At 61.1% G+C, this 19,760-nt stretch carries 19 protein-coding genes and 1 pseudogene; 14 read left to right on the top strand and 6 right to left on the bottom strand.

Annotated elements, in window-relative coordinates; translation table 11 throughout:
* Positions 1-235: 235 nt before the first annotated feature.
* Positions 236-3,568: an EAL domain-containing protein gene (locus So717_RS16895; RefSeq protein ID WP_159979497.1), complete on the top strand. Its 3,333-nt coding sequence runs from the start codon at positions 236-238 to the stop codon at positions 3,566-3,568.
* A gap of 101 nt (positions 3,569-3,669) precedes the next feature.
* Here So717_RS16895 and So717_RS16890 read toward each other — a convergent pair whose 3' ends face one another.
* The 3 genes from So717_RS16890 to So717_RS16880 form a co-directional block, all read right to left on the bottom strand.
* Entirely contained in the window at positions 3,670-6,465 is a 2,796-nt protein-coding gene (locus So717_RS16890; protein WP_159979495.1) for a bifunctional diguanylate cyclase/phosphodiesterase, read from the bottom strand.
* 278 nt (positions 6,466-6,743) lie between these two features.
* Positions 6,744-7,367, bottom strand: coding sequence for a CoA transferase subunit B (locus tag So717_RS16885; protein WP_159979493.1), 624 nt, complete (start codon positions 7,365-7,367; stop codon positions 6,744-6,746).
* Complete coding sequence (locus So717_RS16880; RefSeq protein ID WP_159979491.1) at positions 7,367-8,071, bottom strand: CoA transferase subunit A; 705 nt, start codon at positions 8,069-8,071, stop codon at positions 7,367-7,369. Before So717_RS16880 ends, So717_RS16885 begins: the two co-directional genes overlap by 1 nt.
* Before the next feature lie 316 nt (positions 8,072-8,387).
* On the opposite strand from So717_RS16880, the gene So717_RS16875 reads away from it, so the two are divergent.
* Positions 8,388-9,197, top strand: coding sequence for an aspartate dehydrogenase (locus So717_RS16875; protein WP_159979489.1), 810 nt, complete (start codon positions 8,388-8,390; stop codon positions 9,195-9,197).
* A gap of 10 nt (positions 9,198-9,207) precedes the next feature.
* On the opposite strand, the gene So717_RS16870 is transcribed toward So717_RS16875, so the two are convergent.
* Positions 9,208-10,236, bottom strand: a complete 1,029-nt coding sequence (locus tag So717_RS16870) for a Gfo/Idh/MocA family protein (protein ID WP_159979487.1) — start codon at positions 10,234-10,236, stop codon at positions 9,208-9,210.
* Complete coding sequence (locus tag So717_RS16865; RefSeq protein ID WP_159979485.1) at positions 10,236-11,324, bottom strand: isocitrate/isopropylmalate dehydrogenase family protein; 1,089 nt, start codon at positions 11,322-11,324, stop codon at positions 10,236-10,238. The genes So717_RS16870 and So717_RS16865 overlap by 1 nt, the downstream gene beginning before the upstream one ends.
* 131 nt (positions 11,325-11,455) lie before the next feature.
* Between So717_RS16865 and So717_RS16860 the strand changes: the two genes are divergently transcribed.
* From So717_RS16860 to ureG, 12 genes are all read left to right on the top strand, one after another.
* Entirely contained in the window at positions 11,456-11,746 is a 291-nt protein-coding gene (locus So717_RS16860) for a putative quinol monooxygenase (protein ID WP_159979483.1), read from the top strand.
* Complete coding sequence (locus So717_RS16855) at positions 11,743-12,546, top strand: N-acyl homoserine lactonase family protein (RefSeq protein ID WP_159979481.1); 804 nt, start codon at positions 11,743-11,745, stop codon at positions 12,544-12,546. Before So717_RS16860 ends, So717_RS16855 begins: the two co-directional genes overlap by 4 nt.
* Positions 12,547-12,680: 134 nt before the next feature.
* Positions 12,681-13,496: an urease accessory protein UreD gene (locus So717_RS16850; RefSeq protein WP_159979479.1), complete on the top strand. Its 816-nt coding sequence runs from the start codon at positions 12,681-12,683 to the stop codon at positions 13,494-13,496.
* Positions 13,497-13,499: 3 nt separating this feature from the next.
* Positions 13,500-13,802, top strand: a complete 303-nt coding sequence (locus So717_RS16845) for an urease subunit gamma (RefSeq protein ID WP_159979477.1) — start codon at positions 13,500-13,502, stop codon at positions 13,800-13,802.
* A 41-nt stretch (positions 13,803-13,843) separates the two neighbouring features.
* Positions 13,844-14,149, top strand: a complete 306-nt coding sequence (locus So717_RS16840; RefSeq protein ID WP_159979475.1) for an urease subunit beta — start codon at positions 13,844-13,846, stop codon at positions 14,147-14,149.
* Between the two features lie 27 nt (positions 14,150-14,176).
* Positions 14,177-14,998 (top strand): cyclase family protein, encoded by an 822-nt coding sequence (locus tag So717_RS16835; RefSeq protein ID WP_159979473.1) that lies wholly within the window; start codon positions 14,177-14,179, stop codon positions 14,996-14,998.
* Entirely contained in the window at positions 14,998-15,417 is a 420-nt protein-coding gene (locus So717_RS16830) for a lysozyme inhibitor LprI family protein (RefSeq protein WP_159979471.1), read from the top strand. The genes So717_RS16835 and So717_RS16830 overlap by 1 nt, the downstream gene beginning before the upstream one ends.
* 14 nt (positions 15,418-15,431) lie before the next feature.
* Complete coding sequence (ureC, locus tag So717_RS16825; protein WP_159979469.1) at positions 15,432-17,141, top strand: urease subunit alpha; 1,710 nt, start codon at positions 15,432-15,434, stop codon at positions 17,139-17,141.
* Between the two features lie 2 nt (positions 17,142-17,143).
* Positions 17,144-17,668, top strand: a complete 525-nt coding sequence (locus So717_RS16820; protein WP_159979467.1) for a DUF6680 family protein — start codon at positions 17,144-17,146, stop codon at positions 17,666-17,668.
* 108 nt (positions 17,669-17,776) lie between these two features.
* Positions 17,777-18,250 carry an urease accessory protein UreE gene (locus So717_RS16815; protein WP_159979464.1) on the top strand — a complete coding sequence of 158 codons (474 nt, stop codon included), beginning with the start codon at positions 17,777-17,779 and terminating at the stop codon, positions 18,248-18,250.
* Positions 18,240-18,881, top strand: a complete 642-nt coding sequence (locus So717_RS16810) for an urease accessory protein UreF (RefSeq protein ID WP_159979948.1) — start codon at positions 18,240-18,242, stop codon at positions 18,879-18,881. The genes So717_RS16815 and So717_RS16810 overlap by 11 nt, the downstream gene beginning before the upstream one ends.
* A complete protein-coding gene (gene ureG / locus So717_RS16805; RefSeq protein WP_159979462.1) occupies positions 18,878-19,501 on the top strand; it encodes an urease accessory protein UreG in 624 nt (207 codons plus the stop codon). The genes So717_RS16810 and ureG overlap by 4 nt, the downstream gene beginning before the upstream one ends.
* Positions 19,502-19,557: 56 nt before the next feature.
* Here the strand turns inward: ureG and So717_RS16800 are convergent.
* Positions 19,558-19,760, bottom strand: a pseudogene (locus So717_RS16800) (S-(hydroxymethyl)glutathione dehydrogenase); the annotation flags it as partial.

The following is a 19,760-nucleotide window of genomic DNA, read 5'->3' as shown; positions in this document are numbered from 1 at the left end:
CGGCTGTCGCTCAGTCTTGACCAAGACCCACGCCCCACGGGCCCTCACAGAAAGCCGACGCAAAAACACCAGTTTAAACGTTGCAAGCATCTGTTTGGGCCGGGAGTATTCACCTGCCCCACGCGCATGGCCGCACACCAGACCGCCACCTCACCCAATATCCGTAAAAGTTTAGACTTACGCTTAGAGTAACCAATCGGTCGTATGACCCGGGTGTTGTTTCCGGGGCCGGTCCATGAAGCTGTCACAAGTGCTTAATGATTTTTTGTCGCTGACGCCGGATGCCGTCGGCGTCGGCTATCGCGGGCCGGATGATGACACTGGGCGACTTGTCTATGTCAATCCGTCGTACTGCGAACTTTTTGGGTACAAACCAGAGGAGCTTCTAGGTCAACCTGTCGATATTGTGCACGATCCGGACAGCTGGGATGACTATGTCGCCAAGGTTGCGCCGTTCTTCGTCGGGAAAAAGCGTAACTTTCAGATCGAGACCAAATGCGTCCGCTCTGACGGGCACAAGTTCTGGACAGGTATCTCTTTCTTCACCTTCCAGGACGAGGAGAGTGGCGGGCGATACAGCTGTGCCACTTTCCGTGACATATCAGATCTGAGATCCCGCGAGAACGCGGCCGCCTCCGCTCTGCAGGAACGTGACGCGCTAGTGGCAAAGCAGGACGGCATGTACACGGAGCTGCTGGCCACCCAGACCCGGTTGTTGTCAGCCATCAACGCCTACCCTGATCCTTTTGTTATCTATGACAAGGACATGCGGCTGGTGGTCTGCAACACGGCCTACAAGGCGTCCATGTCGACCAATCCGGACGCCATTCAACCCGGCATGCATGTCCGGGATGTGATGGAACACGCGTTTCACTGCGGTCTGATCGACGTGCCCCCAGAGGAACGCGAAGCCTACTTTGATCGTATCAAACAGCCCGATCAATTGCCGCGCGGCGCCGAAAACATAGAATTGGCAGGTGACGTGCATCATCGCATCTTGCGCAGTGTTGCGGAAAACGGCGATTGGGTGGTCATCCGCCTGGACATCACCGAACTCATCCGGCAACGCCGCCAAGCGTCGGAAATACACTATCGAACGGTTGCTGCGCTGAATGCCTATCCCGATCCCTTTGCGATCTATGACGCCAATGAATGCCTGGTGATGTGGAACGACGCTTTTACGCAATCGGTCACGGATCACCCTGCGGAGCTGCAGGTGGGTCTGACAAGCGCCGAGGTGCGCGCAATCGGTCTGCGAAATGGTCGTTTTATCCAGGAAGACGCTGGCTTGGTCAGCCAGTTGACGCAGGATGCGACCAGCTCCGGGTCGATGGCATCACACACCGATATCGAGTTGGTGGACGGGGCGCATCAACGGGTGCTTCGCAGCCAGGCCCCGAACGGTGACTTTGTGGTCATTCACATGGACACAACCGAACTCGTCAAGCAAACCCGCGCGGCCGAAGCCAACAAAGAAAGGATGCTTGCCGCGATCAGTGCCTACCCCGCGCCCTTTAGCATCTACGACAGCGCATCGCGCCTGGCGGTCTGGAACGACAGCTATGCCGCTGCTCTGACCGACAGGCCAGGCGATCTCTACACCGGCATGCCTTTGCGTGACGCGATGCGTCTGGGCGTCCGCAACGGGCGCTTCCCGGCCGCGAAAGGTCGCGAGGAGGAGTGGATTGAAGAAACCATGACATCTGCGACGTCCATCAGACGGGTCGAAGACATCGAACTGAATGGTGACACCCATCACCGCGTGCTCAGATCAAGATCGCGCAATGGCGATCTTGTGGTTGTGCGGCTGGACACAACCGAACTTGTACGTCAGCGGCGCACCTTGCAGGAGACGCAGGACCGCCTGATATCAGCCATCAACGCCTTCCCGGACCCATTCTCGATCTATGACAAGGATCTTGACCTGGCGTTGTGGAACCCCGCCTTTGCGGCCTCATTGACCGACGATCCAAGTGAGATCAAGGTCGGCATGAATGTCCGTGACGTGCTGCAAATGGCGATCCAGAACGGGCATATTCCCAAAGCAGAGGGGCGCGAGCAGCAATGGCTCGACAACTACGTGTCTCCGAACATGGTGGATGTCGAGGAGGAGGATTTCGAGTTCTCCGACGACAGATACTACCGGATCAAGCGCTCGCGCTCTGAACGCGGCGAAACTCTGGTTCTGCGGCTCGACATGACCGAAACGGTGCGGCAACGCCGGGCGTTGGAGGCGTATGCCGGTCAACTGGAAGAGGCGAACCAGCAGATCACCTTCAAGGCCCTGCACGATCAGCTCACAGGTCTTGGCAACCGGCGGCATCTGTCCGAGAAATTCGAGGAGTTGTCGCAGCAACGACGCCTGCAAGGGGGTGAGCTTGCGGCGCTGCACATCGACCTTGATCGCTTCAAGCAGATCAATGACACCATCGGCCATGCCGCTGGTGACCATGTGCTGGTCGAGGTTGCGGCACGGATCAAGGCGAACATACGCGGCGATGACGTGGTGGCGCGCATTGGCGGGGACGAGTTCGTCATCCTTCTCGATGTGCCGGAACACAGCACCCGCCCCGAAGAGCTGGCCCAGGCGCTTTTGGCGGATCTGGCCAGGCCCGTGCTGTTTCAAGGGCGGGAGTGCCGATTCGGGGCCTCCATCGGCATTGCGCGCACGCCTCTCGCCGATGAAGCCGATCTGCTGACAAATTCAGATGTCGCACTTTACAAGGCCAAACGTGCCGGGCGCGGTCAGGTGGCCATCTTCGACCGCAGTGATATCGAAGAGATGCGCGCAACCAAGCAGATGGCGGACGAGATCATACGCGGGCTGGAAAACAGGGAATTCGAGCCGTACTACCAGCCCCAGATCGACGCACAGACCGGGGCTGTGGTTGGCCTTGAAGCGCTCGCACGGTGGCGTCACCCGGATCGCGGTGTCCTTGCACCGGATCAGTTTCTTGGCGTTGCGACAGACCTCAATGTCGTTGCAGATATTGATCGCATGATCTTTGAACGCGCCATCGACGCCTGTCGCGCGGCGTTTGGTGACGGCGCAGATCTGCCAAACCTGTCCTTCAATGTCAGTGCGAACCGGCTCAACTTCGATGAAATCCACGACATCGGCCAGCGCGCGCGGACCTACGCCGGTGGTATCGCTTTTGAGCTGCTTGAAACCATCTTCCTTGAAGAGCAGAGCGAAGCCTTCATGCTGCAGCTCGACCATCTGCGCGATATGGGGATCTCTATCGAAGTGGATGATTTTGGCAGCGGACGTGCTTCTATCGTCGCACTGCAGCGGATTGCGCCCGACAGGCTCAAGATTGACAGGCGCCTGGTCTCGCCCATGAAGCCTGGCAACAACGCAACACGGCTGGTGAAATCGATCATCGATATTGGCCGGGCTCTGGATATCGCTGTGATTGCCGAAGGTGTGGAGACCGCCGATCAGGCCCAGATTCTCAGCGAACTTGGCGCAGGTCGTCTGCAGGGCTACTATTTTTCCCGCCCGCTTTGCCTTGCTGATTTGATGCCTTACCTGCGCAGCCGGACAGAGGGTCGCAGCTCTTCCTAGGCGCGCCCGATACGCCTCTTCATCACTCAGACACTATGGTTGATCACCCCACAGGGCCAATACGCTCCTGCCATCCGATCGATTGCACACCTCCGGAACGGCTACGCCAGCCGGAGACGCCCTTGCGTCTGCGCGAGTTCCTCAAGAAGCTTGGCCGTGCTTGCGGCGTCTGTGGGCTGCGCCAAGCCATATCCCTGCAGGTAACAGCACCCCATGTTCTGGAGAATGGGCACATGCGCCGCAGTCTCAACCCCCTCAGCCACGACGCGAATGTCCAGCATTCGGCCGATGTCCACAATTGTGCTCACCAGCGCGCGTTGGGTTTTCGAGGCGACAATGGGCTGGATCAGCGTCCGGTCGATCTTGAGCCGTTTGGGTGCGACCTGGAGCAGACTGGCAATAGAGGCGTGCCCGCTCCCAAAATCGTCGATCTCGATGTCGATGCCCATCTCGGCAATCATCTTGAGGTTGGCGTCGATCACATCATTGCGGGCATCCAGAAAGGCCGATTCAAGCAGTTCGAACGACAGCATGCCCCGTGGCAGATCAAGTTGCCGCAGCCGGTCACCCAGGCTTGGATCGTTCAGACGATTTGAGGACACATTCACCGAGATCGGCGGCACTGGCAGACCCGCCTCCAGCCATATGTTCATGTCGTAAAGCGCGCGCCGCAGCACAATCTCGTCGAACTGAGCCAGAAGCCCCATGTCCTGTGCCGTCTGCAGGAACTCATCCGGCATAATCAGGCCGAATTTGGCGTTGTCCCAGCGGACAAGCGCTTCAAGCCCCGTAATCTCCAGCGTCTTTGCGTCAAATTGGGGCTGATAGTGGCAGGTGATCTCGCCTTGATCGAAACCGGCCAGAAGTGCGTCAAATGAGTTTTTGCGACGACGCGCCTCCTCTTTCATGCGGGCGTTGTAGAAACGATAGCGCCCGCGACCGGCTTTCTTGGCCTCGTAGAGCGCAAGATCCGCATCAATGAAAAGATTTGTATCCGGCGCGTCCGCCGTGCTGGCAATCGCAATACCGATGCTGGTGCCGATGTTGCATTCCTGCGAGCCGTAAAAGAAAGGGCGCGCCATCTCATCAATGATCTGCTGTGCGATGAGTTCCAGCGTGACGTCCTCAGGCGCGTCGAAGAGCAGGGCTACAAATTCATCCCCCCCCACGCGCGATACCAAGGCACCGTCTGGCGTGTTGCGCCGAAGGATATCTGCGGCGTGCTTGAGTGTTGCATCCCCGGCATCATGGCCAAGCGTGTCATTGATCTGTTTGAAGTGATCAATATCGAAATGCAGCACGGCGAGGCGCCCGGGCCGATCATCGGCGGCGGTGAGATGCGATGTGTAGACGTCATCGAGGCGCCGACGATTTGCCAAGCCGGTCAGCGCGTCGTGGCGGCTTTCATACTCCAACCCGGCGCGGGCCTCTTCCAGTTCCTGAGCGCGCAGCTTGTCTTGCGTGATGTCAAAGTTCACACCGTAGTAGCGCGGGCCAGTTTCCGCATCATCGACAAACTTGCCTCGCGTCCGAATATGGCGGATCTCGCCATCGCCACGCACAAGCCGATAATCGTGATCGACGTCCCGCCCTTCATGCAGGCACTGCTCGGTGTAGGCGAGTGTCGCCTCCTTGTCCTCGGGGTGTATAAATGTGGCCCACTCGTCGGCGGCCCGGATATTTTGCCCGTCGGTGATCCCGAACATATTGAGCAGCCGGTCGTCCCAGAACGCCCGGTTCTGGGTCACATTGTATTCCCAACGCGCCATGCCAGCGGCCTCCATGGCGACATCGAGACGCTCTGCCATGCGCTGACTTTCGATCTCAACCGTTTTGATATCGGTGATGTCGATGTCTGTCCCGATGATACGCGCTGGCAGGCCTTGCGCGTCGCGCCGCACAACGCGCCCACGACTCAAAAACCAGACCCACTCCCCATTTGTGTGACGCTGGCGAAACTTGTAGTTGATAACGTCGGTTTCGCCCGCATTAAGACGGCTCAACTGCTCGCAGATATGCGCCAGATCCTGCGGATGAATGGTTGCGAGCCAGTCGTCGGTGGCTTCGGGGACGGGATCTTTCTCAGCCAGACCGCGCAACTCGCGCCAGGTTCTGGACAGGAAATGCCGATCCCGTTCAAAGTCGTGGTCCCAGACGCCCTGATTTGCACTGAGAACGGCGGTCTTCCAGCGCCGCTCACTCTCCGCCAGGCTGATGACATCGGTCGAGGTTTCGGCATAGCTTTTGATATCCACCTCGGTCATCGTCAGCTGCAGCGGAACGCCCGCATCTGACCGTGCGGTCACCCGGCCAGTGCCAAAAAACGTGACATGATCCCCATCGGATCTGCGCACCCGATAGGTCAGGCTGAGCTCCTGATCGACAGCTGTGAGCAGGGCTGCCAAGGCGTTTTCGAGGCTGTTGCGATCCTTTGGATGCACCAGATCGAGGTAATCGGACAGTACCCCCTGCACCGGATCAACGTCACCCGTTGCATTCAGCGTCTCAAGAGAATGTGCGTCATCTGTTGTGTCACAGATCCAGCGCCGCTGCGGCAGATCCTCTGGCAGGGATTGCCACAGGCGAAGGTCGTCACAGCGGTGCACCGAATCCGCGCATTGGCACAGAAATCCTGACATCTCGCCGTTGTCATCCTTGACCGCGCGCGCCGAAAACACATGCAAGGCCCCGGCGCCGCGCAGCGGCATGATTGCGACATCAAGCGGAGAGCGACCCTCGCGGATCCGTTCGATCTGCGCCATGACGGCCGTGTACCAATCAGGCGCGATCAGTGACCGAAGAGGGGTGCCGCGCAGATCGGGTGTGTCAAACGTGGCGCAGACCGCTGCATTCGCGCAGAGTACAGTCTGATTAGGGGCCACAAAAAAACCTGGCACCGCCAGTGCTTCAACCAGCGATATTATCAAAGATCTGCCGTTTGAAGACCCTTCACCCTGCATCACAACCCTTTAAGGCACACGCGCGACAAAAATAGGGGATTCGGCTTTAAGGTCCGGTTATCACATAAAAATCATATCGAATTGACTATACTATCCGCAGCCAGTCCGGCAGCTGTGCCCCGGATCACCTAAAAAAGCCCGGGAGCATAGATCCCCCGGGCCATGTCAGGTCTTGGTCCGCAAAAGCGCGTCTTCAGCGCACTAGCTTGAGGCCGTCAGACAATCGTCGCCTCGGTGGCGGCGCGCAGCTCATCTTCGCTCACGCCATCGGCGGTTTCGACAATGCGCAAACCGCCGTCCACCACATCCAAAACGCCCAGGTTGGTGATGATCCGGTCCACCACGCCCTGCCCCGTCAGGGGGAGCGTGCAGGCCTTCAGCAGTTTGCTCTCGCCATGTTTGTTGGTGTGGTCCATCACCACGATCACGCGGCCCACGCCCGCGACCAGGTCCATCGCGCCGCCCATGCCTTTGACCAGCTTGCCGGGGATCATCCAGTTGGCCAGATCGCCGTTCTCGGCCACCTCCATCGCACCCAGAATGGCCGCCGCGATCTTGCCACCGCGGATCATGCCAAAGCTGGTTGCGCTGTCAAAATAGGAGGTGCGACGCAGCTCGGTGATCGTCTGTTTGCCTGCATTGATGAGGTCGGCGTCTTCCTCCCCCTCAAAGGGGAACGGCCCCATGCCCAGCATGCCGTTTTCGGACTGCAGCGTGATGTCCTTGTCGCCCACGTAGTTCGCCACCAGCGTTGGGATGCCGATGCCGAGGTTGACATACATGCCATCGTCCAGCTCTTGCGCAGCGCGCGCCGCCATTTGATTGCGATCCCAGGGCATCAGACGTTCTCCTTCTGGCGGACTGTCCGCTGTTCGATGCGTTTTTCGTGCGTGCCCTGGATGATGCGGTGCACATAGATGCCTGGCAGGTGGATCATATCCGGGTCCAGCGACCCCAGCGGCACGATCTCCTCCACCTCAGCCACGCAGACGCGCCCGCACATCGCCGCCGGCGGGTTGAAGTTCCGCGCTGTCTTGCGGAACACCAAGTTCCCCGACGGATCCGCCTTCCACGCCTTCACGATGCTCAGATCCGCGAAGATCCCACGCTCCAGAATATAGGTTTCGCCGTCAAACTCCTTGTGCTCCTTGCCCTCGGCAATCACCGTGCCGACGCCGGTTTTCGTGTAGAACCCGGGAATGCCACAGCCGCCCGCGCGCATGCGTTCCGCCAGCGTGCCCTGCGGGTTGAACTCCAGCTCCAGCTCGCCGGAGAGGTACTGGCGCATGAATTCGGCGTTCTCGCCCACGTAAGAGGAGATCATCTTCTTCACCTGCCGCGTCTGCAGCAGGATACCGATGCCAAAGTCATCGACGCCCGCATTGTTGGAGGCGAAGGTAAGGTCTTTCGTGCCGGCGTCCTTGATCGCCTGCAACAGCAGCTCGGGGATCCCGCAGAGTCCGAAACCGCCTGCGGCGATCAGCATGCCGTCCTGCAGCACACCTTCCAGCGCCGAGGATGCCGTCTCGTGGATTTTGTTCATAGTGTTCCTCGTGTGACATATGGAAGGAGAGGCACGCGCAGGCATCCGCCGCTCCCGAATCTCATGCAGAAGTGTTTCGCGCTGCGCCCCGCTCTGCAACCACATTCCCGGGGCATCGGTCGCAAAAGCTTTGAAAGACCCGCGCACCGCACGCATGGGTGCAGCGCGTTCGAGGGTGTGCGGGATGGGCCCCAGATTTGGTGCGGCATCACAGTTGATCACCATTCAGACCGCCGCGACCTATACGACGGTGGATATCTCGCTATAATCAAACACCTTTCACCACATGCCCCCAAACGGCAGAACGGGAGACGATATGCACCTGGCGCTCATTGGATATGGCAGCATCGGCAAACGCATCGTCGCCTGGCTGGCGGATCACCCTGTTCAACAACTGACCATTATGGTGCGTTCGGGCGCGATTGGCCAAACACTGGGAGACCCAGCCTTGGCGCAGGCGGCAAAGGCGGCGCAGGTGACGGACGACATCGGCACTCTCATGGAGGGCAAGCCCGATCTGGTTGTGGAATGCGCGGGCCAGGCCGTTGTGGCGGCCCATGGGCCTGTTATTCTGACCGCAGGGCTTGATCTGGTCGTGGTCTCTGTCGGAGCGCTGGCGGACAATGATCTGCGACAGCGCCTCGCCGCGGCGTCAGAGGCGGGTCGGGCAGAGCTGATCCTGCCGCCGGGGGCGATCGGCGGCCTGGATCTGCTGTCGACACTCGCGCTGGCAGGAGACGTGCAGGTGACCTATCGCGGGACCAAACCGCCGCAAGCCTGGCGCGGCACCCCGGCCGAAGATCTTTGTGATCTCAGTTACTTGCGCCAGCCCACCACCTTCTTCGATGACAGCGCGAGGGACGCGGCGCGGCTCTACCCCAAGAACGCCAATGTCGCCGCAACGCTGGCGCTGGCTGCTGGCAGTTTTGACCGGACCCGGGTGCAACTGATCGCCGACCCCGACGCCACCGGCAATGCGCACAGCTTTGATGTGCGCTCTCCGGCGGGCAGCTTTTCCATGCAGATCGAGAGCTCGCCGTCCGCTGACAACGCCAAGACATCCGTCACAACGGCCTTCAGCGTCATTAGCGAGATCATCCGCAAGCGGGCCGCGCTCGCGGAGTGATTGCGAACGCTCAGACCGAGGGCAGGTCAACCTTACAACCGGCCTGATGTGACGCATAGATGGCATCCTTGATCCGGATCACCTCCAGATACTCGCGGGCGGTGTTCTCGAAGGGCGCGCCAGTCAGCACGCCGCGCACCACGTGATCTTGCAGATGATACACGCAGTCTCCGCCAAAACTGGGTGACGCATCTGGCGGCAGGACCACCTCGCGTTGCATCTGCCCGTGGGCGCGGAACGTCACGCTGCCGTCGCCCCGCAACTCGAACGCGCCCGCCGTGCCTTCGAATTCGGCCTCGCCCATCGTCTTGCGGTGATTTTCCGCAGCATGATCGCAGAGCCGGTTGCCATCCAGCAAGCTGCGCACGCCTTCAGCGTGCTCAAAGATCACAAAGCCCGCATCCTCCCCGCTGATCACCGGGTTGATCTGTCGCAGGTCAGCGTAGACAGCGCGCGGGCTGCCAAAGATAAAGCGGAACGTGTCGACCCAATGCACGCCGGTTTCGTGGATCAGGAACCTCGGCATCTGCTGGAAATAGGGTTGCCGATCCAGATAGGCGTCTGGCCCCTGCCCGTCGCCGGGCCGGAGCCGGAATGTGGCCTGCAACGGTGTGCCAATGCGGCCCGCTTCGATCTGCGCCTGGATCACCCGATACCAGGGCATGAAGCGAAAGTTCTCATGCACGATCAGCGTGGCACCCGCGTGCTCGGCCAGATGGGTAATGCCCTCTGCCTCAGCCAGATCCATGCAAAAGGGCTTCTGACAAATGATTGTTTTCACGCCGAAATCCAGCGCTGTCAGGATCGCTTTGCGATGCGCGGGGGGCGGCAGGATGATGTCGAGAATATCGGGGCAGGCATCGTTCAGCATCGCATCGAGGCCGTCGAAGGCTGGCAGACCCGTGGCCTCAGCGCGCGCAATGTCATGATCTGCAGCACCAACACAAATGGCCTGTGGCAGACGCGCCCAAGCGTCATAGTGGAACTGGCTGAAATATCCCGCGCCAAGGCAGGCGACGCTGACGACACCGTCCTTCATCAGTGCGCCTCAAGTGCCGCGATCACAGCATCCGCCGCCTCTTCGGTTGTGGCTCGACCACCCAGATCACCTGTCAAGACATCCCCCTGTCCAATCACAGCTTCGGTCGCCGCGCGCAGGCGGGCACCGTCTGCTGCCACGGTCGGATTGTCAGCGCGCAGCCCCATCCATTCCAGCATCATGGCAGCAGAGAGGATCATCGCAAAGGGGTTCGCAATGCCCTGCCCTGCAATATCGGGGGCTGAGCCGTGACAGGGCTGGAACACTGCGTGATCCACACCGATGTCCGCCGAGGGGGCAACACCCAGCCCCCCCATCAGCCCAGCCCCCAGATCAGAGAGGATGTCGCCAAACATGTTTTCGGTCACCAGCACGTCAAAATCCCAGGGCTTTTGCACAAACCACAGCGCGGTGGCATCCACATAAGCGTGGTCGCTGGTCAGATCAGCGTGCTTGGCGGCCTCTGCGTCGAAGAGCGACCGGAAGAAGGCGAAAGCCCGGAACACATTGGCTTTATCCACGCAGGTCACATGGCCCCGGCCCCGGCCCGCAGCCTTGCGCTCATGTGCGAGGCGGAACGCGAAGTCAAAGAGCAGCTCCGAGGTTTCCCGCGTGATCAGCAAGGTTTCACGCGCCTCGTTTTCCGTCACCTCGCCGCAGCCCTGCGTGTAAAACAGCCCTTCAGTGCTTTCGCGGATGAGAACGAAATCCACCTCCTTGCCCTCAGGCATCGCAAGCGGGGTCTTTTGACCCGGGAAGATGCGCACCGGGCGCACGCCCGCGAAGAGCCTGAGCGCCTTGCGTAGATCAATCTGCGGCGAGATTTCGGTGCCATCCGGGTAGCGGACGGACGGCAGACCCATGGCCGACAGCAAAATTGCATCCGCCCCGCGCGCCACCTGCATGGAGATCTCCGGCAGCGACTCGCCCGTCTGGGCATAGTGGGCCGCACCCGCTGCGCAGTCTTGCAGGTTGAGACGGTATCCGGCGTTCTCGGCCAGCCCCTTCAGGATGCGCGTGGCGGGCGCCATGATCTCCGGCCCGATGCCATCGCCGGGAAACACCGCGATGTCGAATGTCTCTTTCATAGGTCTACGCCTCTTTGTGCTTGCTCGGAGACGGTGCGCGACCCATAAATCAGGGCGTGACAGTGCCTGCGAAGCTAATGTATACGCTAACGCATACGTAAATCACGTCGCCCACAGTTGCAAGGATGGACATGTTCGCAGTTGTCGTCACATTGAAAATCAAGCCGGATCATCTGGAGCGCTTCATGCCGCTCATGCAGCAGAACGCGGCAACCTCGCTGCGCGACGAGCCGGGGTGCCATCAGTTCGATATCGCCACTGACAACGCCCGGCCAGGCGATATCTTTCTTTATGAGCTTTACAGCGATGCGGCGGCGTTTGACGCGCATCTGGCCAGCGATCATTTCAAGGCGTTCGACGCGGCCACCGCTGACAGCCTGCTTGATAAATCCGTCAGAACATATGCGCAGGTGATCCAGTGAGCGCGTGGGAGGTTTTTGCGGTCAAATACGCGGACCGGAACGCCCGCACGCGGGCGGACAGTTTCATCTTTGACGACGATCACGATGCACCCCACGCCATGGATTACTTCATGTGGGTGTTGCGGCATGGGTCTGACGTGATCCTGGTCGACACCGGCTATGACGCCGAGGAAGCCGCCGCCCGTGATCGCCCGATCCGGCAAGACCCGGCGGCATCACTTGCGCCGCTCGGGCTGGTGCCGGAGGACATCACCTCGGTGATCGTAACGCATCTGCACTACGATCATGCGGGCGGGTTGCATCTCTTTCCCAACGCGACGCTGCATATGCAAACCGCCGAGATGGCCTTTGCCACCGGTCCGTGCATGTGCCACGACACGTTGCGCATGCCGTTCACAGCCGGACATGTTTGCGAGGCGGTGCGGCGGCTCTATTCCGGCCAGGTGGTGTTTCACGATGGGGATGCGCAGGTGGCTGACGGCGTGACCGTGCATTGCATCGGCGGGCACAGTCGGGGGTTGCAGGCCGTGCGGGTGCGGACGGCGGCGGGCTGGATGGTGCTGGCCTCGGACGCGGCGCATTACTACGAAAATGTCTTTGCGCAGAAACCTTTCCCCATCGTGGTGGACTTGCAGAATATGCTGGATGGCTTTGCCCGGCTGACTGCTCTGGCCTCGAAAAAAAAGCTAATTGTGCCGGGCCATGACCCCCTGGTCACGCAGGCCTATCCGCAGGCCATGGCGGATCACATCTGGCGGTTGGATCACGGGCCGGAGCGGCCGGACCTGTTCCTGGGCTGAGCGGAGGTGATGCCCAATTATCAGGCGCATCTGCGCAGGCTGCGGGCGCCTCTCCCCTGCCCTCTGGCCAAACCGGGGAACTCATGTGACAGTGCACCGGGAGTGAGACGGGTCGGGAACACGAACTGGTGTTGATGCAAACGGCGACATTGCTGGACCAACCGCGCGCGGTGGGCGCGGCGACTGTGTCGAGCAAGTGGTTGGACGGGCGGTCCCGGCTGGAGACAGTCTATCAATCCGGCGCCCTCAAGGTCGTTTTCCCACGCAGCACCGCGCAGATCGAAGGCGTGCTCGTGAACACCGCGGGCGGGATCACCGGCGGCGACCGTTTTGACGTGCAGGCGACTGCAGGCACCGGAAGCCATCTGACCCTGACCACCCAAGCCGCCGAGCGCGCCTATCGCGCGCAGCCGGGCCAGACCGGGCGCGTGAGCACGCAGTTGCAGGTGGACGCGGACGCGCGGCTCGACTGGCTGCCGCAGGAAACCATTCTGTTCGAAGGCTCTGCGCTGTCGCGGCGATTGGACGTGGAGATTGCGTCCTCTGGCCGGTTTTTGATGATTGAGCCGGTGATTTTCGGGCGCGGCGCCATGGGCGAAGAGCTCCGCGCGGCGCGGTTCCGCGACCGGGTGACCCTGCGGCGCGCGGGTGAGACAATTTACCAGGACGGCGTGCTGCTCGACGGTGACATTGCCGCCCAGCTGGACCGCCCCGCCATCGGTGGCGGCGCGCGCGCCATGGCCAATCTGGTTCTGGTTGGGCCGGACGCCGAGGGTGCCCTGCCCCGCGTGCGAGAGAGGATTGGCCCGCAGAGCGGCGCCAGCCTGTTGCGCCCCGATGTCCTGGTGGCGCGCCTGTTGGCGGAGGACAGCTATGCGCTGCGGACGCGGCTGGTGCCTCTGCTCGATGATCTGACGAATGACACACTGCCAAGAAGCTGGAGACTATAGCCCATGCAGCTGACCCCTCGCGAAAAAGACAAACTGCTGGTGGCGCTGGCCGCTGAGGTGGCTCGCAAACGGCTGGCGCGCGGTGTGAAACTGAACCACCCCGAGGCGATTGCGCTGATCACCGATGCGGTGGTGGAAGGCGCGCGCGATGGCCGCTCGGTCGCCGAGATGATGCAGGCGGGGGCTGAGGTGATCACGCGTGAGCAATGTATGGAGGGCGTGCCGGAGATGATCCACGATGTGCAGGTGGAGGCGACGTTTCCGGATGGGACAAAACTGGTGACGGTGCACAATCCGATCCGATAGGGTTTGAGTATTTTTGGAAGAATGAAGCAGAGGACGCGCCTATGATCCCCGGGGAAGTGATGACAGCCGATGGTGAGATTGTTCTGAATGAGGGCGCCGAGGCGCTCACGCTGATGGTGGCCAACACCGGTGACCGGCCCGTGCAAGTGGGCAGCCACTATCATTTTGCCGAGAGCAACCCGGCGCTGGAGTTTGACAGGGACGCCGCGCGCGGTTGTCGGTTGGACATTGCCGCTGGGACGGCTGTGCGGTTTGAGCCTGGGCAGCGACGCGAGGTACAACTGATCCCGCTCAGCGGTGCACGGCGGGTCTTTGGATTCAATCAGCAGGTTATGGGCGATCTGTGATCATCTGGCTTTGGGAGGAGAAAAACCATGTGTGATATCTGTGTGATCAATGCGGTGAAGGATCGGATGCTGTCGCGGCGCGAGTTCTTCAAGACCTCCGCCGCTGTGGGGGCTGCGGCGACAGTAGGGACGATGGCCTCTGCGCCCCCAGCGCTGGCCGCAGGCCACGGCGGGGTGATCGACATGACCCACAAGCTCAGCCCGGGGTTTCCCACCTTCTTTGGCGTGCCCGGCATTTCGATGGAGCAGCCGTTCAACTTTGCGGACCACGGCTTCAACCTGATGAACCTGAGCATCAATGAGCACACGGCCACGCATATCGACGCGCCGCTGCATTTCTCGGCGGATGGGGCTTCGGTCGATGAGATCCCGGTGGGCAATCTGGTGGTGCCGCTCTGCGTGATCGATATTGCCGAGCGGGCCGCCGAGAACCCGGATGCGCAGGTGACACCGGATGATCTTACAGCCTGGATTTCCGAACATGGAGACATCCCCGACCGCGCCTGTGTGGCGATGCACTCCGGCTGGGCGGCGAAGACCGATGGGCCGGGATACGTAGGCAATGACGCCGATGGGGTGAAGCATTTCCCCGGGTTCCATGTGGAGGCCACACAGATGCTGTTGGAACAGACGACGGCGGCGGCCATGGCGGTGGACACGCTGTCGCTCGATCACGGGCCATCGGCGGATTTTGCGACGCATTACGAATGGCTTCCCGCGGGCCGCTACGGGATCGAGAACCTGGCAGGCTTGGGGGATGTACCGGCGGCGGGCGCCACGCTTGTGGTTGGTGCGCCGAACCACGTGGGCGGCACCGGTGGCCCGGCTCGTATCTTCGCGATGGTTTGATGGACGACCGCGCCCGCCTCTCCTCTCGGATCGGAGCGTACTGCGCCCTGATACTGGCGCTGTGTAGTCCCACGTCGGCACAGGATCTCGATTGTGAGGATCCGGTCACGCAGGTGGAGATGACTGGGTGCGCCGGGCTCGCGGCAGAGGCAGCGGACGCGGACTTGAACGCGGTCTGGAAAGACGCCATTGCTGTCGCGCGGGCTCGGGACGCCACCGACCAAAGCACAGCACCAGCCAGCGAAGACATCCTGCGCGGGGCACAGCGCAGCTGGATTGCCTTTCGTGATCAAGCCTGTAGCGCGGAGGCCACCATCGCGCGTGGTGGCACCATGGCCAACCAGCTGTTCCTCACCTGCCTCGAACGGCTCACCCTGCGCCGCACCGAAGACCTCCGCCTTTTTGCTATGACCAACTAACCAGGACGACCCCCATGCCAGCCACAATTTCCCGCTCCTCTTACGCCGCGATGTTTGGCCCGACCACGGGCGATAAGGTGCGGCTGGCCGACACCGACCTGATCATCGAGGTGGAACGTGACCACACGATCTATGGCGAGGAGGTCAAATTCGGCGGTGGCAAAGTGATCCGCGATGGCATGGGGCAGAGCCAGGTCACGCGCGCGGGCGGTGCCGTCGATACCGTGATCACCAATGCGTTGATCGTGGATCACACCGGCATCTACAAGGCGGATGTGGGGCTGAAGGACGGGCGCATCCACAAGATCGGCAAAGCGGGCAACCCGGACACGCAGCCGGGTGTCGATATCATCGTGGGCCCCGGCACCGAAGCCATTGCGGGGGAAGGGAAAATCCTGACGGCGGGCGGGTTTGACAGCCACATCCACTTCATCTGCCCGCAGCAGATCGACGACGCTCTGCACTCCGGCGTGACGACGATGCTGGGCGGCGGCACCGGGCCTGCACATGGCACGCTCGCCACCACCTGCACGCCCGGGCCCTGGCACATTGGGCGCATGCTGCAGAGCGTCGATCACTTCGCCATGAACATCGGTGTGTCAGGCAAGGGCAACGCGAGCCAGCCCGAGGCGCTTGTCGAGATGGTCGAAGGCGGCGCCTGTGCGCTGAAACTGCATGAGGATTGGGGCACGACCCCCGGGGCCATTGATTGTTGCCTCAGCGTGGCGGACGACATGGACGTACAGGTGATGATCCATACCGATACGCTGAACGAGAGCGGGTTTGTGGAGAACACCGTCGCGGCGATCAAAGGCCGGACGATCCACGCCTTTCACACCGAAGGCGCGGGCGGGGGGCATGCGCCGGACATCATCAAGATCTGTGGCGATGCCAATGTGATCCCCTCCTCCACCAACCCGACGCGGCCCTTCACGGTGAACACGCTGGAAGAGCATCTGGACATGCTCATGGTCTGCCACCACCTCGACAAGTCGATCCCCGAGGATGTGGCCTTTGCCGAAAGCCGCATCCGGCGCGAGACCATTGCTGCCGAGGACATCCTGCATGACATGGGCGCGTTTTCGATCATCGCTAGCGATAGCCAGGCAATGGGGCGCGTGGGCGAGGTGCTGATCCGTACCTGGCAGACGGCAGATAAGATGAAGAAACAACGCGGGCGGCTGGCGGAAGAAACCGGCGAGAACGACAACATGCGTGTGCGCCGCTACATCGCGAAATATACGATCAACCCGGCGATTGCCCATGGGATCAGCCACGAAATCGGCTCCATCGAGGAAGGCAAACGCGCGGACCTGTGTCTTTGGAACACCGCGTTTTTTGGCGTGAAGCCGGAGATGGTGCTGATGAGGGGCACGATTGTCTGCGCGCAGATGGGCGACCCGAATGCCTCGATCCCCACGCCGCAGCCGGTCTACACAAGGCCGATGTTCGGCAGCTTTGGCCGCTCGGTCGAGCACTCTGCGGTGACCTTCGTGAGCGGCGCCGCACAGGCGGCGGGGCTGCGCGATCAGTTGGGGCTGCGGAAGGAGACGGTTGCGGTGCAGAAGACCCGAGGCATCGGGAAGAAAGATCTGGTCCTGAACGACGCGCTGCCGCAGATTGAGGTGAACCCGGAGACCTATGAAGTGCGCGCGGATGGGCAATTGCTGACCTGCCAGCCAGCGGACGTTTTGCCGATGGCGCAGCGGTATTTTATGTTTTGAATATGGCTCTTGAATCCTACTTTACGATCGCCGCTGTTCTGCTTAGCCCGCTTCTGGCGGTGCAGGCCACCAAGTTTCTTGAGAAAAGTGCGGAAAAACGTTCGCGCAGAATAGCGGTGTACCGAACGCTTATGGCCACGCGAGCCCAACGTCTATCTCCGGCTCACGTTGAAGCTTTGAATTCAATTGATCTAGAATTCACCGACCATGGCGACAAAGCAATTCGTGAAGCCTGGAAGGCGCTTCTGGCGCATTTTTCGGATCGAAGTTATCCCGAAAACCAGAAAGAACAATGGGTTATCCGACATATTGATCTGCTTGTCGAACTACTCTTCGAGATGGGTAAGCGGATGGGCTTTGAGTTTGACAAAACTCATATAAGAACAGGGATTTATTCACCGCAGGCTTTCGGTGATATGGAGGAGGAACAAGCCATCGTTCGCAGAGGCGTCGTCGAAGTCTTGCTGGGCAAGCGAGCCGTTCCTATTCGCATAATGCAAGAAACCCATGATGACCAAAACTTATAACTTTGCGTCTGTCCGCCCAGCAGCACGCCGGGCAGCCCCCGACCGCCCCCCATGGGCGGGGGCTTTGCCCCCACCCGCGGCCGGGGACCGCCCTTGGGACACACGCCGATGCTGACTGCTCAACACCTCGTTCATGCACATGACACCGATGACCACATCACGCTCGACTATGACGCGCGGTTTCTGCGGCGCAAGGTGCTGATCACGGACAGCGGTACGCCACTGCTGGTTGATCTGCCGAAGACCACATCGCTGAACATCGGCGATGCGCTCAAGGCAACCGATGGCACGCTGATCGGCATCCGGGCCGCCGCTGAACCGCTGCTGGAGATCACCGGGGAGGCCCTGCACCGGATCGCCTGGCATATCGGCAACCGCCACACCCCCTGCCAGATCGAGCCCACCCGCCTGCTGATCCAGCAGAACCACGTCATGGCGCAGATGCTGGCGCAGCTGGGCGCCGAGGTGCAGGAGGTCGTGGAACCCTTCACGCCCGAAGGCGGCGCCTATGGCCACGGGCGCACCCATGGGCACGATCACTCCGCCCAGCACGGGCCGGAGCATCACCACCATGAGCACTGACCCGATCCTGACCCTGACACAGTGGCTCTCGCCCGGGTTTCCGGTGGGGGCCTTTGCCTATTCCCACGGGCTGGAAACGGCGATTGCAGCAGAGGGCATTCGCAATATCAAACAGCTCGATGAATGGCTTCGAGACCTGATCGTCTTCGGCAGTGGACGAGCTGACACGATTCTTCTGGCCGCAGCCTACCGCGCCGACCCGGCAGAATTGGCCGAGATTGACGAGACCGCGCGCGCCTTTGCAGCCAGCGCCGAACGCCTGTTGGAAACGACGCAACAGGGGGCCGCGTTTGCGCAGACTGTGAATGCGGTCTGGGGCACGGAGTTGGACGAGTTGACCTACCCGGTCGCCGTCGGGGCGGCGGCCCGCGCCCGGACGATCCCGCTGGATCTGACCGCGCGGCTCTACCTGCAGGCTTTCACAGCCAATTTGATCTCCGCCGCCGTCCGCCTTGTGCCGCTTGGCCAGACCGAGGGCCAAGCCCTTCTGGCAGAGCTTGCGCCACTGATCGAGGACACCGCAGCAGAGGCCATCGACACGCCCCTGCATGGGCTCTCCTCGACCTGTTTCGCAGCAGATATCGCAGCGATGCATCATGAAACCCTCTATTCAAAGGTCTTTCGCACATGACACTGAACGGCCCTCTTCGTATTGGCATCGGCGGCCCGGTGGGCGCCGGCAAAACCACCCTGACGGCCTGCCTCGCGCGCGCGCTGAGCCCGCAGCATTCCATCGGTGTGATCACCAACGATATCTACACGCAGGAGGATGCAGATGCGCTGATGCGCCTGCAGATCCTGCCGCAAGACCGCATCATCGGCGTGGAAACCGGCGGCTGCCCCCATACCGCGATCCGCGAGGACGCCTCTATCAACCTCGCCGCCGTGGCCGAGATGCAAAAGCGCCACCTCGATGTGGAAGCGATCCTGATCGAAAGCGGCGGCGACAACCTGAGCGCCACCTTCTCGCCGGAACTGGCGGATGTGACGCTTTATGTGATCGACGTGGCCGCGGGGGAAGAGATCCCGCGCAAAGGCGGGCCTGCAATCACACGCTCGGACATTCTGATCATCAACAAAACCGACCTTGCCCCCCATGTAGGGGCCTCGCTGGAGGTGATGCAACAGGATGCAGAACGAATGCGCGCCGGGCGCCCCTTCCTTTTTACAGCCCTGAAGCACGGTGATGGTGTGGAGGACATCGTGAAGGCGTTGCGCGCCATCTCAGGGCTGGGCCTACTAGAGGCGTGAACAAGAGCGGATGAATGGCCTGCAAACGCAGCCGCCACTCACCTATTTCCATACCCTCAGAACTCCACGACTGCTCTGATGGATTCGCCTTTGTGCATGAGGTCAAAGCCGTGGTTGATCTCATCCAGGGTGAGCTTGTGGGTGATCATCGGGTCGATCTCGATCTTGCCGTCCATGTACCAGTCCACAATCTTCGGCACATCCGTGCGCCCCTTGGCCCCGCCAAAGGCCGTGCCGCGCCAGACGCGCCCCGTGACCA

Origin of the sequence: Roseobacter cerasinus (assembly GCF_009811755.1) — a bacterium.
Taxonomy (GTDB): domain Bacteria; phylum Pseudomonadota; class Alphaproteobacteria; order Rhodobacterales; family Rhodobacteraceae; genus Roseobacter; species Roseobacter cerasinus.
The sequence above is the reverse complement of the archived record's forward strand: the minus strand, read 5'-3'. Positions and strand labels throughout refer to the sequence as shown.

Excerpts from the sequence above, each read along its gene's own strand:
- So717_RS16895 (WP_159979497.1), top strand. The coding sequence starts at position 236 with ATGAAGCTGTCACAAGTGCTTAATGATTTTTTGTCGCTGACGCCGGAT.
- So717_RS16885 (WP_159979493.1), bottom strand. The coding sequence starts at position 7,367 with ATGCCCTGGGATCGCAATCAAATGGCGGCGCGCGCTGCGCAAGAGCTG.
- So717_RS16880 (WP_159979491.1), bottom strand. The coding sequence starts at position 8,071 with ATGAACAAAATCCACGAGACGGCATCCTCGGCGCTGGAAGGTGTGCTG.
- So717_RS16875 (WP_159979489.1), top strand. The coding sequence starts at position 8,388 with ATGCACCTGGCGCTCATTGGATATGGCAGCATCGGCAAACGCATCGTC.
- So717_RS16870 (WP_159979487.1), bottom strand. The coding sequence starts at position 10,236 with ATGAAGGACGGTGTCGTCAGCGTCGCCTGCCTTGGCGCGGGATATTTC.
- So717_RS16865 (WP_159979485.1), bottom strand. The coding sequence starts at position 11,324 with ATGAAAGAGACATTCGACATCGCGGTGTTTCCCGGCGATGGCATCGGG.
- So717_RS16860 (WP_159979483.1), top strand. The coding sequence starts at position 11,456 with ATGTTCGCAGTTGTCGTCACATTGAAAATCAAGCCGGATCATCTGGAG.
- So717_RS16850 (WP_159979479.1), top strand. The coding sequence starts at position 12,681 with ATGCAAACGGCGACATTGCTGGACCAACCGCGCGCGGTGGGCGCGGCG.
- So717_RS16845 (WP_159979477.1), top strand. The coding sequence starts at position 13,500 with ATGCAGCTGACCCCTCGCGAAAAAGACAAACTGCTGGTGGCGCTGGCC.
- So717_RS16840 (WP_159979475.1), top strand. The coding sequence starts at position 13,844 with ATGATCCCCGGGGAAGTGATGACAGCCGATGGTGAGATTGTTCTGAAT.
- So717_RS16835 (WP_159979473.1), top strand. The coding sequence starts at position 14,177 with ATGTGTGATATCTGTGTGATCAATGCGGTGAAGGATCGGATGCTGTCG.
- So717_RS16830 (WP_159979471.1), top strand. The coding sequence starts at position 14,998 with ATGGACGACCGCGCCCGCCTCTCCTCTCGGATCGGAGCGTACTGCGCC.
- ureC (WP_159979469.1), top strand. The coding sequence starts at position 15,432 with ATGCCAGCCACAATTTCCCGCTCCTCTTACGCCGCGATGTTTGGCCCG.
- So717_RS16820 (WP_159979467.1), top strand. The coding sequence starts at position 17,144 with ATGGCTCTTGAATCCTACTTTACGATCGCCGCTGTTCTGCTTAGCCCG.
- So717_RS16815 (WP_159979464.1), top strand. The coding sequence starts at position 17,777 with ATGCTGACTGCTCAACACCTCGTTCATGCACATGACACCGATGACCAC.
- So717_RS16810 (WP_159979948.1), top strand. The coding sequence starts at position 18,240 with ATGAGCACTGACCCGATCCTGACCCTGACACAGTGGCTCTCGCCCGGG.
- ureG (WP_159979462.1), top strand. The coding sequence starts at position 18,878 with ATGACACTGAACGGCCCTCTTCGTATTGGCATCGGCGGCCCGGTGGGC.